This is a genomic window from Actinomadura darangshiensis (genome assembly GCF_004349235.1).
GTDB lineage: Bacteria > Actinomycetota > Actinomycetes > Streptosporangiales > Streptosporangiaceae > Spirillospora > Spirillospora darangshiensis.
Window position 1 is genome coordinate 17,671 of sequence record NZ_SMKY01000085.1, and the last position, 14,024, is coordinate 31,694.

A 14,024-nucleotide genomic window follows, 5' to 3' on the forward strand; every position below is an offset into this window, starting at 1 on the left:
GCAGTACCTATATTTAGGCAAGTAGGATGAGGCTCAATCGAGGGGAAGGTACTCGCGATGCCGTCTGGAGGAGCTTCCATGGGAGCGGACGAGGCCCTGGTCGAGGCCGCGGGCGGCCGGTCCCGGCGCCCGCGGCGGCGGGCGGCCGAAGTCGAGAGCGCCGTGCTGCGGGCCGCGGTCGAGGAGCTGACCGAGCACGGCTACGGCGGCTTCACCATGGACCGGGTCGCCGCCCGCGCCGCGACGAACAAGACGGCGATCTACCGGCGCTGGCCGAGCCGCACCGCACTCGCCTTCGCCGCCTACAAGCAGATGGTCGCGCGCCCGGAAAGCCCGCCCGACACCGGCGAACTCCGCTCGGACGTGATCGAGCTGCTCCGGTCGGCCGCCGACCGGATGAGCTCACCGGTCGGCACGGAAGTGCTCCGCGGGCTGATGCTGGACGCGCGCCGCGAGCCCGGACTGATGGCCGGCATCCGCGAGGAACTTGCCCAGGGTGAGCCGGGCACGATGCTGACCATCCTGGCGCGCGCGGTCGCCCGCGGCGAGGCGCGCCAGGAGGCACTCATCCCGCGCATCGCGACCCTTCCCGTCGCCCTGCTCCGCAACGAGCACCTGATGGAAGGCGCCGGCCCGATCTCCGACCGGGCCATCGCCGAGATCGTCGACCAGGTCTTCCTCCCGCTCGTTCATCCCCGCTGACCGCTCCCGGCGCTGCCCGGTGGCCCAGGAGTAGAACCTGTTCTTGTCTTCTGGCGGTGCAGCGAGCAGGCTAGGGCGCATGGACCTGGTTGCTCTGGAAGAGATCCGGCGGCTGAAGTACCGCTACCTGCGCTGCGTCGACCTCAAGCTCTGGGACGAGTTCGCCGCCGTCTTCACCGAGGACGCCGTCGCCGAGTACGACGCCCCCGTCCTCAACAAGGTCCTCCGCCTGGAGGGACGGGACGCGATCGTCGACTACATGCGGTCCAACCTCGGCCCGGACAAGACATCCACGCACACCGCGGGATGCCCCGAGATCGACATCGACGGCGACCGGGCCACCGGCGTCTGGTCGCTGGACGACACGATCATCCTTCACGAGCACAACCTGCTCATCCGGGGCGCCGCCTTCTACCACGACACCTACCGCCGGCAGGCGGACGGGACCTGGCTGGTCGAGCAGACCGGGCACCGGCGGACGTATGAGTACACGGTGTCGCTGGACGACGCGCCGAGCCTGAAGTTCACCACCTCCCATTGAGCGGGACCGGCGCATTGACCCGTACTTAGAACCAGTTCTAGCGTCCGTTCCGCCGGTGCGAGCCGACGCGAGCCGGCGCACGGCAGCGCACGGCTTCGTGCCCGCGATCCCAGGAGGGCCCGGTGGCCACCGACTCAGCCGAAGGCAGCACCGACCGTTCCGCCGCCACGCGCTCGTTCGCGGACGCGGTGGCGGAGGCCGAGCGGATCATCCGCGACGCGCCGCACGTCAAGACCGACCAGGACCTGGCCGAGGGCCTCGACTACCTGGCGGGCAGCATCAAGGCGTCGCTGCACATGGTCGGCGCCTACCAGCACGACTATCCGTTCTTCGCCTCGTCGACCGGCCCCTACACCAAGCTCGGACTCGACAATCCCGACACGCTCTACTTCCACGCCTACATCAGGGACGACGCCGAATACGTCGTCACCGGGCGGCGCGGGACGACCGCCGACCTCAGCTTCCAGATCATGAACGGCGACTATTCGCCCACGCAGTCGCCCGACAGCCTGACCGCCTTCGACGACCGCGAACTCGACATCGCCGCGGACGGGACGTTCCAGCTCCGCTTCGGGCCGCCCAAGAAGGACGCCGGCCCCGGCTATGTCGCCTTCACCCCGGGAGCGGCGATGCTGATCGTCCGGGAGGTGTTCAGCGACTGGGGGAACGAGCAGCCCGGGGAGATCCGCATCCACCGCGCGGACACGCTGGGGACGTCGCCGCTGACCGTCCCGTCCGACCGGATGGCCAGGCGGTTCGAGATCGCGGGCAAGATGCTGGTGTCCAGGATCCGCACCTTCCTGGCCTTCCCCGAATGGCACTACCTGCAGTTGCCGGTCAACACGATGACCGAGCCGCGGCCGACGCCGGGCGGGCTCGCCACGCAGTTCTCGTCCGTCGGGCATTACGACCTGGACGACGACGAGGTAATGGTCATCACCGCTCCGGCGGCCGAGAAGGAAGTGGCGCCCTACCAGGGCTTCCAGCTCGGCAGCATGTGGTACGTCTCGCTCGACTACATCAACCACCAGACGAGCCTCACCGCCGACCAGGCCCGCGTGGACGAGGACGGCAGAATCCGCTACATCGTCAGCGAACGAGACCCCGGCCTCGCCAACTGGATTGAGAGAACCGGGCATCGCCGCGGCTACCTGCAGTTCCGCTGGCAGCGCATCACCCGCGACCTCGAACCGGAGGACGGGCCGACCGTCGAGGTGGTGCCGTTCGACGAACTGCCGAACGTCCTGCCGTTCTACGAGAGCCAGTGCATCGGCAAGCAGGAATGGGCCGAGAAGATAGCCGGTCGCCAGACCGCCGTCGCGAAGAGGATGCTCGGCTGATGGGCGCGGAACTGCTGAAGGACAAGGTCGTCGTCATCTCCGGTGTCGGTCCCGGGCTGGGGCGCAGCCTGGCCCTCCAATGCGCGAAGGCGGGCGCCGACGTCGTGCTCGCCGCGCGCAAGGAAAGCCGCCTCCTCCGGGTCGCCAAGGAGGTCGAGGAGATCGGGCGCCGCGCCGTCACCGTCCCGACCGACATCCGGGACGCCGAAGCCTGCGAACGGCTCGCCGAAACGGCCCGGGAATCCTTCGGGCGCGTGGACGGCCTCATCAACAACGCCTTCGCCACGCCGCCCCTGACCGATCTGACCACGGTCGACATCGACGCCGTCCGGGCCGGATTCGAGACCAACGTCCTGTCGGCGCTGCATCTCACCAGGCTCTTCGTCCCGGCACTCGAAGAGCACGGCGGCTCCGTCGTCATGGTCAACTCGGCGGTGCTGCGCCATTCCCGGCCGACGTTCGGCGCCTACAAGATGGCCAAGGCGGCGCTGCTCGCCATGGCGCAGAACCTGTCCACCGAACTGGGCCCCCGGGGTATCCGCGTCAACACGATCGCCCCCGGATACATCTGGGCCCCGAACCTCAAGTGGTATTTCAACCATCTCGCCGAGGAGCGCGGCGTCCCGGCCGAGCAGGTCTACGACGAGAACGCCGCGACCACCGACCTGCGGAAACTGCCCGAGCCCGACGAGGTCGCCGACGCCGTCGTGTTCATGCTGTCGCCGCTGGCGCGCGCCGTCACCGGGCAGTGCCTGGACGTCAATTCCGGCGAGTGGCACCACTAGGAAGGGCGCACCGATGACGAACGGGCGCGACAGCGTGGGCACGGTCGAGGACCTCCACGCCTCGGCCAGCAAGATCACCGGCATGGACGGATTCGGCGGCGACGAATACCTCGACGGCCTGAAGGTGCTCCTGGAATCGCTCACCGAGGACGCCGGGCTCACCCCGTTCGGCAACAAGGCGCAGCGCGCGCTGCTGCGCGGTTCCCTGGCCGCCCGGCAGTTCTCCGAAGCGGAATGGAAACGGCATCCCGAGCACGCCGGCGTCCCCGTCGAGCGGCCCATTTTCGTCACCGGGCTGCCCCGCACCGGAACCACGGCACTGCATCGGCTTCTCACCGCCGACCCCTCCCACCAGGGGCTCGACCTCTGGCTCGCCGAAGTGCCGCAGCCGCGCCCGCCCCGCGAGACATGGCCCGACAACCCCGTTTTCCAGGCGATCGACGCCGGATACCGCCGGCACCACGTCGAGAACCCCGAATTCATGGGCGTCCACTACATCTCGGCCGACTCGGTCGAGGAATGCTGGCAGCTGCTCCGCCAGAGCATGCTGTCGATCTCCTTCGAATGCCTGGCGCACCTGCCGGCCTACTCGTCCTGGCTCGCCGAGCAGAACTGGGCGGACGCCTACCGCAGGCACCGGCAGAACCTCCAGCTCATCGGGCTCAACGATGCCGGACGCCGCTGGGTGCTGAAGAACCCCAGCCACCTGTTCGCTCTCGACGCGCTCCTTGAGGTCTATCCCGACGCGCTCATCGTCCAGACCCATCGCGCGCCGCGAACCGCGATGGCGTCCATGTGCAGCCTCGCCGCACACGCCACCGCCGGATGGTCGGACGTGTTCACCGGTCCGACGATCGGCCACGACCAGCTCGGACTGTGGAGCCGCGGCCTCGACCTGTTCCGCGCCGAACGCGCCCGCCGCGACCCCGCGCAGTTCGCGGACGTCCACTACGACGACTTCGTCCGCGACCCCATCGGCACCGTCGAAGGTGTCTACGGCCGTTTCGGCCTGCCGTTCACCGCCGAAGCCCGGACGGCCATGACGCGGCTGCACGACGAAAGCTCCACCGGCGCCGCCAAACCGGCCCACCGCTACTCCCTCGAAGACTTCGGCCTCACCGCGGCCCAGGTCGACGACCGCTTCGCCGACTACACGGCGAGCCTGCGCTGACCCGCACCATCCGCTGACCGCGCCGCTACGAACACCTTCCGTCACCCTCTGTTTCCGCAGAGTGACCATCGGGCAGCTGACTGTAGTCGGTAGCTCCCCGTGGAAGGTGGCATGTCGGTGATGTCCAGCTCACCCCAGCCGTCGCAGACCGTGCGGCACGGCGACAAGCGGTACCCGGCGCTCAGCCGCGGCTTCAACCAGCGGTGGATCGCCACGCCCGAGTACGTCCGGCTCGTGCGGTCGCCCGAGGACGCCCGTGCCTCCCTCGAAGCGGCCGTGCGCGAGACTCCCAAGAACCCCGACCGGAAGCGGATCACCGTCCGTTCCGGCGGGCACTGCTACGAGGACTTCGTCTGCGGGACGGACGTCCGGGTGATCCTCGACGTCTCCCCGATGTGCGACATGTACCACGACTCGGACATGGACGCGTACTGCGTGGAGGCGGGCGCCGGCAACTGGCACGGCTACAGCCACCTCTACCCGATGAGCGGCAAGGCCCTGCCCGGCGGGTCCTGCTACTCGGTCGGCCTCGGCGGGCACATCACCGGCGGGGGATACGGGCTGCTGTCGCGGCAGTTCGGGCTGACCGTCGACTACCTCTACGCCGTCGAGGTCGCGGTCGTGAAACCGGACCGGTCCGTCGAGCTGGTCGTCGCGAAACGCGATGACCCCGACCCCGACCTCAAACGGCTCTGGTGGGCGCACACCGGCGGCGGAGGCGGCAACTTCGGGCTCATCACCCGGTTCTGGTTCCGGGACCTGCCCGAGCCGCCCAGCATGGTGATGCTGGCCGGGCTCGCCTGGGACTGGAAGCACTTCACGAAGGACGACTTCACCAGCCTCCTCACCGCCTTCGGCACCTACTTCCGCGACAACCAGGACCCGTCCACGGCGGCCGGGAAGCTGTTCGCGATGCTCGTCCTCAACCACTTCAGCAACGGCCAGATCGGGCTCCTCGCGCAGGTGGACATCGACGACCCCGGAGGCCGCGCGGCGATGAAGGAGTTCATCGAGAAGGTCGACGGAGGCATCGGCCCCAAGGCGACCGCGATGCGGACGTCGATGGGCGAGCGCCCGACCGTCGCGCAGGCGCAGATCCCGCGCGACATGCCCTGGCTGACGGCGACGCAAGCGCTCGACAGCAGCGGCGAGGACCAGTGCGGAAAGTACAAGTCCGCCTACATCAGCAAGCCGTTCGATGCCGCGCAGATGGACGCGATGTGGGTCGGCCTCAACGAGAACGGGCACCCCGGCTACAGCAACAAGCAGTCCGTCATCCAGATCGACTCCTACGGCGGCGCCATCAACCGCCCGCCCCGGGACACGGCGGCGCGCCAGCGCGGCTCCATCATGAAGATGCAGTACCAGGTCTACTGGACGAAGAACGATCAGAAGGAGGCCGACTACCTCGCCTGGATCCGAGACACCTACAAGGCGACGTTCGCCAAGACCGGCGGCGTCCCCGTGGTGGGCGGCGACAACACCGACGGCTGCTACATCAACTACCCGGACGTCGACCTGAACGACACGGAGAAGTGGAACCGCTCCACCCAGAAATGGTGGACGCTCTACTACAAGGACGCCTACTCCACGCTCCAGCAGGTGAAGAAGCGCTGGGATCCGCTCAACGTCTTCCACAGCACCCAGTCCGTCCGCCTCCCCGACTAGGCGGCGGACAGAACTGATTCACCTGGCGGGTCGTCCGACTAAGGCGAGGACGAGCGGACAGGAACCCATTGGTGAAGCAGGCGGGCACCGTCGCCACGGCGACGGCGAAGGCGACGGCGCTGTGGAGCGGGCGGCGGGCCCCGGACGAGGACGCGGAGGGCCGGTGGGCCTGGACGCGAGGCCGGGTGCTCGCCGCGCTCGCGACGTGCATCGCCCTGCTGCTGGCGTTCCACCGGGTGGTGCCCAACTCCCCGGGCCACATGGGCAGCCTCCTGGAGACGTTCCTGCCCTGGCTCGGCCTCGTGGTCGTGGTGCTGCTCGAAGTGGCGTTGCTGCGCCGTTCGCCCACCGCGCTGGTGGCCCTGCTCCTGCCGGCGGCGGCGTGGACGTACCAGTTCGGCGGACTGCTGCTGCCCGCCGGTGAGCCCGGCGCACACGACCTGCTCGTGGTGCAGCACAACGTCAGCGACGTGAACCGTGACCCTGCGGGCACGGCCCGCGCCCTGGCCGCCGCGAAGCCGGATCTCATCGCCGTGGAGGAACTGGAGCACCCGGTGGTGCCGGTCTACGAGAAGACGCTCGGCCAGGACTTCCCGTACCACGAGGTCCAGGGCACCGTCGGGCTCTGGTCGAAGTATCCGCTGACCGGCGCCGGGGTCGTGGACATCAAACCTCCGGAGATCACGGAGCCCTGGCGGCGCGGGCTGCGGGCCGTCGTGCACACGCCGCACGGCGAGGCCGCCGTGTACGTCGCGCACCTGCCCTCGGTCCGCATCCGGCCGTCCGGGCTCACGTCCGGTATGCGCGACGAGAGCGCCAGGCTGCTGGACGAGGCCGTCGCCGCCGAGAAGCTGGACAGGGTGATCCTGCTGGGCGACCTCAACGGCACGGTCGACGATCGCGGGCTGGCCCCGCTGACCGGACGGCTGAACGTGGCGGAGCGGGGCCTGGCCTTCAGCTTCCCGGCGGCCTTCCCGCTGGCCCGGATCGACCAGGTCATGGCCCGCTCGGCGACCGTCGGCCGCATCCGTACTCTGCCCGCGACGGGCAGCGACCACCTGCCGGTCGCCGCCCGGATCACCCTGAACTGAGTCAGCCCCCTGGCAGCAGCTCGGCGGCCAGGCCGTCGAACGCGGCGAGCGCCGTGAAGAACCCCCTCGGCCCGATGGAGATGCGGGCGGCGCCGGCGTCCGCCAGGTCGGCGGCGGTCGCCGGGCCGCCGATGTTCGCGTTGACCGGCGCGTCCAGCCGCTCGACGAGGTCCCGGACGATCGCGGGGTCGGCCAGGCGCACCGGGTAGACGCAGTCGGCGCCCGCCTCCAGGTAGCGGCGGCCGCGGGCGACGACCTCGGCCGCCGCGTCGGGGACGCCGTGGAGGTAGGCGTCGACACGAGCGTTGATCACGATGTCGACGCCCGCGCGGGCCCCGGCGGATCGGATGCCGGCGATCCTCGCGGCCACCTCATCGGGGTCGAGCAGCCGTCCGGCATGGGCGTGGTCGGAGTCCTCGATGTTGCACCCCACGGCCCCGGCGGCGAGGAGGCGGTCGACGAGTTCGGCCGGGTCGAGGCCGTAGCCGTCGAGGAGGTCGGCGGTCACCGGCACCTCCACGGCCGCCGCGATCCTTCCGAGCGCCTCGAACAGCGGGCGGACGGGCGCGGACGTGTCGTCCGGCAGCCCCAGCGAGGCGGCCATCGCCACGCTCGACGTGCCGACGGCATGGCCACCGGCCGCCACGGCACGCTCGGCGCTGGCGACGTCCCATGCGTTGACGAGCACGAGCGGCTTGCCGCGCTCGTGCAACGACCGGAGGCGGGCGGCGGCGAATGCGAGATCAGTTGTCATGCCTGTACTTACCGGCCCGGCGGCGGGATTCGGCGGCCGGAAGCCGACGACTTCTGCGGCGGCGTCCGGTCAGTACCTGGGGAGGTACGTCCATGAAGACCGAAGAGAGAAACACGCAGGCCGACGAGTTCGCCCGCATCACCGACCCGTTCCGGCGCGAGCTGCTGACCTACTGCTACCGCATGCTCGGTTCCGTCCATGATGCCGAGGACCTGGTCCAGGAGGTCTACCTGCGGGCATGGCGCTCGTACGGGTCCTTCGACGGCCGCGCGTCGATGCGGACGTGGCTGTACCGGATCGCGACCAACGCCTGCCTGAACGCCTTGCAGCACAGCAGCCGGCGGGTGCTGCCGTCCGGGCTCGCCTCGCCGTCCGACGATCCGGCGGGCGCGGTCGTGCGCGCACCCGAGGTGACCTGGCTGGAGCCGTTCTCCGACAGGCTGGCCGGCGGCGCGCCGGACGATCCGGCCGCGATCGCGGTGTCGCGGGCCGGGCTGCGGCTGGCGCTGATTGCCGCGCTGCAATACCTGCCGGGCAGGCAGCGGGCCGTGGTGATCCTGCGGGACGTGCTGGCGTGGCCCGCGGCCGAGGTCGCCGAGCTGCTCGGGATGACGAGCACCGGGGTGAACAGCACGCTGCTGCGCGCCCGCGCCCGGCTGGAGCGGCTCGTCCCCGCCAGTGACGAGATCACCGAGCCGGACGACCCGGCGCGGCGCGAGCTGCTCGACCGGTTCGCCCGGGCCTTCGAGGCCGTCGACATCGCCACGATCACCCGGCTGCTCACCGAGCAGGCGGCCTGGGAGATGCCGCCCATCCCGGAGTGGTTCACCGGCAGGGAGGCGATCGGCCGGCTGCTCGCCGCGCGGCTGTCGTCCGAGTGCGGCGGCAACCGGCTCGTGCCCACCCGCGCGAACGGCCAGCCCGCGTTCGGCGTGTACCAGCGCGGCGCGGACGGCCTGCTGCACGCGCACGCCATTCTGGTACTCACCGTCACAAAGGCGGGCATCTTCCACGCGTCGAGCTTCCTCGACGAGAGGCTGTTCGCCTACTTCGACCTTCCATCGACCATGCGCGCCTGAACAAAGACCATTCGGCGCACCGCGGCTTACCGGGCGCGGCGGCGGGGTAGGGGAGCCCGATGACGAAACCGCCGCCGCCGGCCCGCAGGAATCGCGCGAGCCTGGCGTACAAACTGCGCTATGCCCGGCAGAACCCGGACAAGATCAAGGCGTATCTGTCCAGAGTGTCGCGCGATCTGAAATTCCGGGTCGCCAGCCGCGACCACGTGGCCTACTACCGGGCCGTCATGAAGTCCGACACGGCCCGCAATCCCGAGTCCGCCGTCGGCAGCCGCAGCCATGAGCGCTGGCTGGCACTCGGCCGGATGCAGTTCGACTACCTGCTGAAACACGGCCTCAAGCCGGACGACCGGATCCTGGAGATCGGGTGCGGCAACCTGCGGGCGGGATGGCACTTCATCGGCCACCTCGACGCCGGAAACTACTACGGCATCGACATCTCGCCCGACATCCTGCTCGCCGCGCAGCAGACCCTCGTCCGCCAGGACCTGCGGGAAAAGCTCCCGCACCTGACCGTCGTCAACGACCTGAAACTGGGATTCCTGCCGTCCCGCCATTTCACCGTCGTGCACGCGCACAGCGTGTTCAGCCACTCGCCCATCGAGGTGATCGACGAATGCCTCGCCAATGTCGGGCGCGTCCTCGCCCCGGGCGGCTTCTTCGACTTCACCTTCGACCGCACCGAGGGAGCCGAGCACCACGTCCTGCGCGAGGACTTTTACTACCGGACCGAAACGCTGACCGCTCTCGCCGAAAAGCACGGCTTCCGTGCCCGTTTCATGGACGACTGGGAAGAACTCCCGCACGGGCAGTCCAAGATCCGCGTCACCCACCGCGAACCCTGACGCCCCAGGTCAGCGCCGGGTGAGGTTCATGCTGATGTCCTCGGCCGCCCAGAGGACGAAGCGTTCGATGGGCGTGACCGCCTGGCCGGGCGCCAGCTCGAACCGGAACCGCTTGAGCAGGACGGCGAGCACGAGCTCGGCCTCGACCATCGCGAGCGCGGCGCCCTCGCAGCTGCGCGGGCCGAGCCCGAAGGGGATGTAGGCGAGCCGGGGCCGGCCGGCGGACGCCTCCGGCGTGAACCGCTCGGGGTCGAACCTCTCCGGGTCGGGCCAGTAGTCCGGATTCATGTGCACGGCCCAGAACGGATAGAAGATGGTCGTGCCCGCTGGAACGCTGTAGTCGCCGATCGTCAGGTCCTCGGTGGCCTCCCGCGCGCCGTACGGGCCGGGCGGGTACAGGCGCATCGTCTCCCTGAGCACCATGTCCAGGTAGGTGAGCCGCTTGAGGTCGGCGTACTCGGGGACGGCCCGGTCACCGAGAACGCGGTCCAGTTCGGCGGCGACGCGGTCGGCCGCGTCCGGGTGGCGCGCGAGCAGGTAGAGCGTCCAGGAGATGGCGACGCCGGTGGTGTGGTGGGCCGCCAGCATGGTCATCAGCACCGAGTCGCGGATCCGCGCCGGCGACTCGCCCGCCGCGGCCAGCGCCGCGATCAGGTCGCTGCGGTCGGCTTCTCCTGGAACACCTTGGTGCGCGGCGAGCACCTGGTCGACGGTCGCCCGCAGGTAGGCCAGGGCCTCGTCGGCACGGGCGCGGCCCTCGTCTCCGCCGCCGGGCGTCATGTACTCGGTGAGGACGGTCTCGAACGAGGACACGACCCGTCCCGACTCCGCGGGCTCCAGGCCGCTGCCGAGCGAGTACCGGCAGATCATGCGCAGCGACAGCTCGCTCAGGTCCTTCTGCAGGGTGACCGGGCCGGGGCTTTCCGCCCACCGGTCCGCCAGCTCGGACGCCAGCGCGGTGAACTCGGCGAAGTGCGCCTCGTGCGAGGGGCGCCCGGCCAGCACCGACAGCATCAGCCGCCGCCACGGGCCGTGCTCGTCGGCCGGCATCGTCTGCAGGTTGCCGGTCTCCTGGAGCGGGGCCAGGAACTCGAACAGCCGCTCCGGCCGCTTGTTGATCTTCGCGGTCGCCTCCAGCAGCACCGGGTCGGCGACCGACACCGCCATGTCCACGCCGGGCAGCGGGAAGCGCACCACCGGCCCGTACTCGGCGTGCAGGGTCAGCTGGTAGTCGTGCAGCCCGCCGGCCGCCGCGATGGCGGCGGCGCCGTCACCCTCCGCGGTCGGCCCGGGGATGTCCGATGAGGTGCCGCCGTCGCCGCTCATCCGCCCTCTTCCGCGTCGGGTGTCCTCGATCAAACCGCCATGCTTACACGTCCCCGCCCGCATTGCGAGAGCCGGAAACGCCCTGGTGAGGCGCCGGGGCGAGCAGGCCGTCGTCCCGGATCGTGCGGAGGACGTCGCGGGCCGCCTCCAGCGTGCGGTCGATGTCCTCCGCGGTGTGGGCGGCGGAGATGTGGTTGCGCTTGAGCGAGAGCGGCAGCATCAGGAAGCCGCGGTCGGTCATGCGGCGGTGGAAGGCCACGTAGGCGGCGTCGTTGTTGCGCATGAGGTCGCGGTAGCCGCGGATCGGGGACTCGGCGAAGTAGAGGCTGAACACCCCGCCGAAGCCCGCGGCGGTGGCCGCGATGCCAAGCTCGGCGCAGATCTCGGTGAGGCCGGCGCGCATGCGGTCGCCGAGGGCGTGGGTGCGCTCGTAGAAGTCGGGGTGGTCGCGCAGGTAGGTGATGGTCGCGATGGCGGCGGCGGACGACACCGGGTTGCCGTTGAACGTCCCGGCGAGCAGGACGTCCCCGCCCGCCGAGCTGAAGTGCTCCATCAGGCGGCGGGGGCCGGCGAGGCCCGCGATCGGGTAGCCGTTGCCCATCGCCTTGCCGAACGCGGTCAGGTCGGGCGTGACGCCGCAGACCTGCTGGTAGCCGCCCAGCGCGTGCCGGAACCCGGTGATCACCTCGTCGAAGATGAGCAGCGAGCCCTGCTCGGTGGTCAGGGCGCGCAGGCCGTCCACGAACTCCCGGGTCGGGACGAGTGCGCCGACGTTGTGCGGGATCGGCTCCATGATCACGGCCGCGATCCGGTCCGGGTGCGCCTCGTACAGGGCGCGGACGGAGTCCAGGTCGTTGAACTCGGCGATGAGCGTGGACTCCAGGGCCTCGGGCAGGATGCCGCCCGACAGCGGGTCGCTGCCGTACGCGCGGTCCGGCGCCGAGATCACGTTGCGGGCGACGGCGTCGTGCCAGCCGTGGAAGCCGCCCTGGAACTTGACGACCAGCGGGCGGCCGGTGACCGCGCGGGACAGCCGGATCGCCTGCGCGGTGGCCTCGCTGCCCGACATCGCCGAGATCATCTGCTCGGCGGACGGGATCGTCTCGGTGACCAGCCGGGCCAGCTCGATCTCCGGCTCGGTGACGCCCCAGCCGACCAGGTCGAGCCCGCCGACGGCGGCGCGCACCGCGTCGTCCACCACGGGCGCGGCGTGCCCGAGCAGGATCGCGCCGAACGCCGCGTGGTAGTCGAGGTAGCGGTTTCCGTCGGCGTCGGTCACGTGGGCGCCGGACGCGGCGGTGAGCGCGTACGGCGCGCCGACCAGGCGGGTGGCGGAGTTGACGCCGCCGGGGATCACGGCCTGCGCGGCGGCGAGCAGCTCCGCGCCGGACCGCTGCCCGGCCAGCTCGGCGGTGGTCATTCTTCAGGCCCCCAAGTGTTTGCGAGTGGAAGTGACGCTGTCGGCGAATAGTTCATGGAAAGGCGTTCCATGTCAATGGGCCGGTCAAGAGATCATGGGTTGAGCAGGGACGTCTCCGGGTTTCATGTGCCGACCTCTTGACACATGAATGACCTGGGGATCAGGATTCCTCGACATGGAATCCCATTCCGTGCCGGTCCCGGTGCTGGTCGTCGGCACCGGTTTCATCGCCGCGCAGCACGCCGCCGCCATCCATGCCGAACCGCGGCTGGAGCTCGCCGGCGTGGTCGACATCGACCCCGGCCGGGCCGCCGCCGCGTCCCGTGCCAACGGCGGCGTGCCGGCGTTCACCGACCTCGCCGAGGCGCTGGAGGGGACCGGCGCCGGCGGCTGCGTCGTGTGCACCCCGAACGACACGCACGCGGGCATCGCCGTCCAGGTCGCGGAGGCGGGCGCCCATCTGCTGATCGAGAAGCCGCTCGCCACCGAGGTGGCCGGGGCGCGCCGGGCCGTGGAGGCGTTCGCGGCCGCCGGGCGGGTGCTGATGCCCGCGCACAGCCACCGCTACTACGACTACGCCCGGACGGTCCAGGACGTCCTGCGCGCCGGCGAGCTGGGCACCGTCGACCTCGTCCGGCTGTCCATCCTCGGCGGCTGGATCTGGCCGGACTGGCGCGGCTGGATGCTCGACCCCGCCCGCTCCGGCGGGCACGCCCTGCACAACGGCGTCCACCTGCTGGACCTCGTCACCTGGTGGACGGGCGGCACCCCCGAGACCGTGTACGCGCGGGGCCGCCGCCAGACCGCCGCCGAGCTGGGCATCTACGACTACCTGGAGATGACGGTCGGGTTCGCGGGCGGCGCGACCGCCGTGTGCGAGATGAGCCGCGGGCACCGTCCGGCGTCCTTCGCCCGCCGCGACGTCATGGTCGCCGGCACCGGCGGGATCCTCACGCTGCCCTGGGACGCCGAGTCGGGGACCGTCACCGACGACGCGGGCACCGCGCTGCTCCCGCCCGGCGGCACCGACGGGTTCGCCCTGCAGATCGCCGCCTGGGCCGATGCCGTCACCGGAGGACCGGCCCTGGTCACCGGCGCGGACGGGCTGCTCGCGGTGGCCATGGGCGTCGCCGCAGAACGATCGATCGCGACCGGTGAGCCCGTCCGGGTGGCCGATGTCCTGAAGGAGGCGCCGTAATGAGCGGAGCGAACCGGGGGGTGTGGGGGGTCGTCCCCCCACGAGGAGGCGCGTCATGCGCACGCTGAAGGTGCTGCCCTGGGGGTCGGGCGGGTTCGGGACCC

At 70.6% G+C, this 14,024-nt stretch carries 13 protein-coding genes; 10 read left to right on the forward strand and 3 right to left on the reverse strand.

The features are described 5' to 3' along the window. Window positions 1-78: 78 nt before the first annotated feature. From E1293_RS19800 to E1293_RS19830, 7 genes are all read left to right on the forward strand, one after another. Complete coding sequence (locus E1293_RS19800; RefSeq protein WP_132198913.1) at window positions 79-702, forward strand: TetR/AcrR family transcriptional regulator; 624 nt, start codon at window positions 79-81, stop codon at window positions 700-702. A gap of 79 nt (window positions 703-781) precedes the next feature. Continuing rightward, entirely contained in the window at window positions 782-1,243 is a 462-nt protein-coding gene (locus E1293_RS19805) for a nuclear transport factor 2 family protein (protein ID WP_132198914.1), read from the forward strand. Between the two features lie 122 nt (window positions 1,244-1,365). Beyond that, window positions 1,366-2,583, forward strand: a complete 1,218-nt coding sequence (locus tag E1293_RS19810) for a hypothetical protein (RefSeq protein ID WP_132198915.1) — start codon at window positions 1,366-1,368, stop codon at window positions 2,581-2,583. Then, a complete protein-coding gene (locus tag E1293_RS19815; RefSeq protein WP_132198916.1) occupies window positions 2,583-3,368 on the forward strand; it encodes an SDR family oxidoreductase in 786 nt (261 codons plus the stop codon). The genes E1293_RS19810 and E1293_RS19815 overlap by 1 nt, the downstream gene beginning before the upstream one ends. 13 nt (window positions 3,369-3,381) lie before the next feature. Then, window positions 3,382-4,539: a sulfotransferase family protein gene (locus E1293_RS19820; RefSeq protein ID WP_132198917.1), complete on the forward strand. Its 1,158-nt coding sequence runs from the start codon at window positions 3,382-3,384 to the stop codon at window positions 4,537-4,539. A gap of 120 nt (window positions 4,540-4,659) precedes the next feature. Continuing rightward, window positions 4,660-6,207: an FAD-binding oxidoreductase gene (locus tag E1293_RS19825; protein WP_132198918.1), complete on the forward strand. Its 1,548-nt coding sequence runs from the start codon at window positions 4,660-4,662 to the stop codon at window positions 6,205-6,207. A gap of 119 nt (window positions 6,208-6,326) precedes the next feature. After that, window positions 6,327-7,298 (forward strand): endonuclease/exonuclease/phosphatase family protein, encoded by a 972-nt coding sequence (locus E1293_RS19830; RefSeq protein ID WP_424923648.1) that lies wholly within the window; start codon window positions 6,327-6,329, stop codon window positions 7,296-7,298. Between the two features lies 1 nt (window position 7,299). Here E1293_RS19830 and E1293_RS19835 read toward each other — a convergent pair whose 3' ends face one another. After that, window positions 7,300-8,052: an isocitrate lyase/PEP mutase family protein gene (locus tag E1293_RS19835; RefSeq protein WP_132198919.1), complete on the reverse strand. Its 753-nt coding sequence runs from the start codon at window positions 8,050-8,052 to the stop codon at window positions 7,300-7,302. A gap of 92 nt (window positions 8,053-8,144) precedes the next feature. Here E1293_RS19835 and E1293_RS19840 point away from each other — a divergent pair, with 92 nt between their 5' ends. Continuing rightward, a complete protein-coding gene (locus E1293_RS19840) occupies window positions 8,145-9,131 on the forward strand; it encodes a sigma-70 family RNA polymerase sigma factor (RefSeq protein WP_132198920.1) in 987 nt (328 codons plus the stop codon). A gap of 59 nt (window positions 9,132-9,190) precedes the next feature. Continuing rightward, complete coding sequence (locus E1293_RS19845) at window positions 9,191-9,976, forward strand: class I SAM-dependent methyltransferase (RefSeq protein ID WP_132198921.1); 786 nt, start codon at window positions 9,191-9,193, stop codon at window positions 9,974-9,976. A gap of 9 nt (window positions 9,977-9,985) precedes the next feature. Here E1293_RS19845 and E1293_RS19850 read toward each other — a convergent pair whose 3' ends face one another. After that, window positions 9,986-11,302: a cytochrome P450 gene (locus E1293_RS19850; protein WP_132198922.1), complete on the reverse strand. Its 1,317-nt coding sequence runs from the start codon at window positions 11,300-11,302 to the stop codon at window positions 9,986-9,988. A 43-nt stretch (window positions 11,303-11,345) separates the two neighbouring features. Beyond that, window positions 11,346-12,722 carry an aspartate aminotransferase family protein gene (locus E1293_RS19855; protein ID WP_132198923.1) on the reverse strand — a complete coding sequence of 459 codons (1,377 nt, stop codon included), beginning with the start codon at window positions 12,720-12,722 and terminating at the stop codon, window positions 11,346-11,348. Window positions 12,723-12,897: 175 nt separating this feature from the next. Here E1293_RS19855 and E1293_RS19860 point away from each other — a divergent pair, with 175 nt between their 5' ends. Further along, on the forward strand, window positions 12,898-13,920 hold the full coding sequence (locus E1293_RS19860) for a Gfo/Idh/MocA family protein (protein WP_165978314.1): 1,023 nt from the start codon (window positions 12,898-12,900) through the stop codon (window positions 13,918-13,920). The last annotated feature ends 104 nt before the right edge of the window (window positions 13,921-14,024 follow it).

Bases quoted from the DNA above. Each gene is read 5' to 3' on its own strand.
- E1293_RS19845 (WP_132198921.1), top strand. From the start codon at position 9,191: ATGACGAAACCGCCGCCGCCGGCCCGCAGGAATCGCGCGAGCCTGGCG.
- E1293_RS19860 (WP_165978314.1), top strand. From the start codon at position 12,898: ATGGAATCCCATTCCGTGCCGGTCCCGGTGCTGGTCGTCGGCACCGGT.
- E1293_RS19825 (WP_132198918.1), top strand. From the start codon at position 4,660: ATGTCCAGCTCACCCCAGCCGTCGCAGACCGTGCGGCACGGCGACAAG.
- E1293_RS19840 (WP_132198920.1), top strand. From the start codon at position 8,145: ATGAAGACCGAAGAGAGAAACACGCAGGCCGACGAGTTCGCCCGCATC.
- E1293_RS19855 (WP_132198923.1), bottom strand. From the start codon at position 12,722: ATGACCACCGCCGAGCTGGCCGGGCAGCGGTCCGGCGCGGAGCTGCTC.
- E1293_RS19820 (WP_132198917.1), top strand. From the start codon at position 3,382: ATGACGAACGGGCGCGACAGCGTGGGCACGGTCGAGGACCTCCACGCC.
- E1293_RS19800 (WP_132198913.1), top strand. From the start codon at position 79: ATGGGAGCGGACGAGGCCCTGGTCGAGGCCGCGGGCGGCCGGTCCCGG.
- E1293_RS19805 (WP_132198914.1), top strand. From the start codon at position 782: ATGGACCTGGTTGCTCTGGAAGAGATCCGGCGGCTGAAGTACCGCTAC.
- E1293_RS19815 (WP_132198916.1), top strand. From the start codon at position 2,583: ATGGGCGCGGAACTGCTGAAGGACAAGGTCGTCGTCATCTCCGGTGTC.
- E1293_RS19850 (WP_132198922.1), bottom strand. From the start codon at position 11,302: ATGAGCGGCGACGGCGGCACCTCATCGGACATCCCCGGGCCGACCGCG.
- E1293_RS19835 (WP_132198919.1), bottom strand. From the start codon at position 8,052: ATGACAACTGATCTCGCATTCGCCGCCGCCCGCCTCCGGTCGTTGCAC.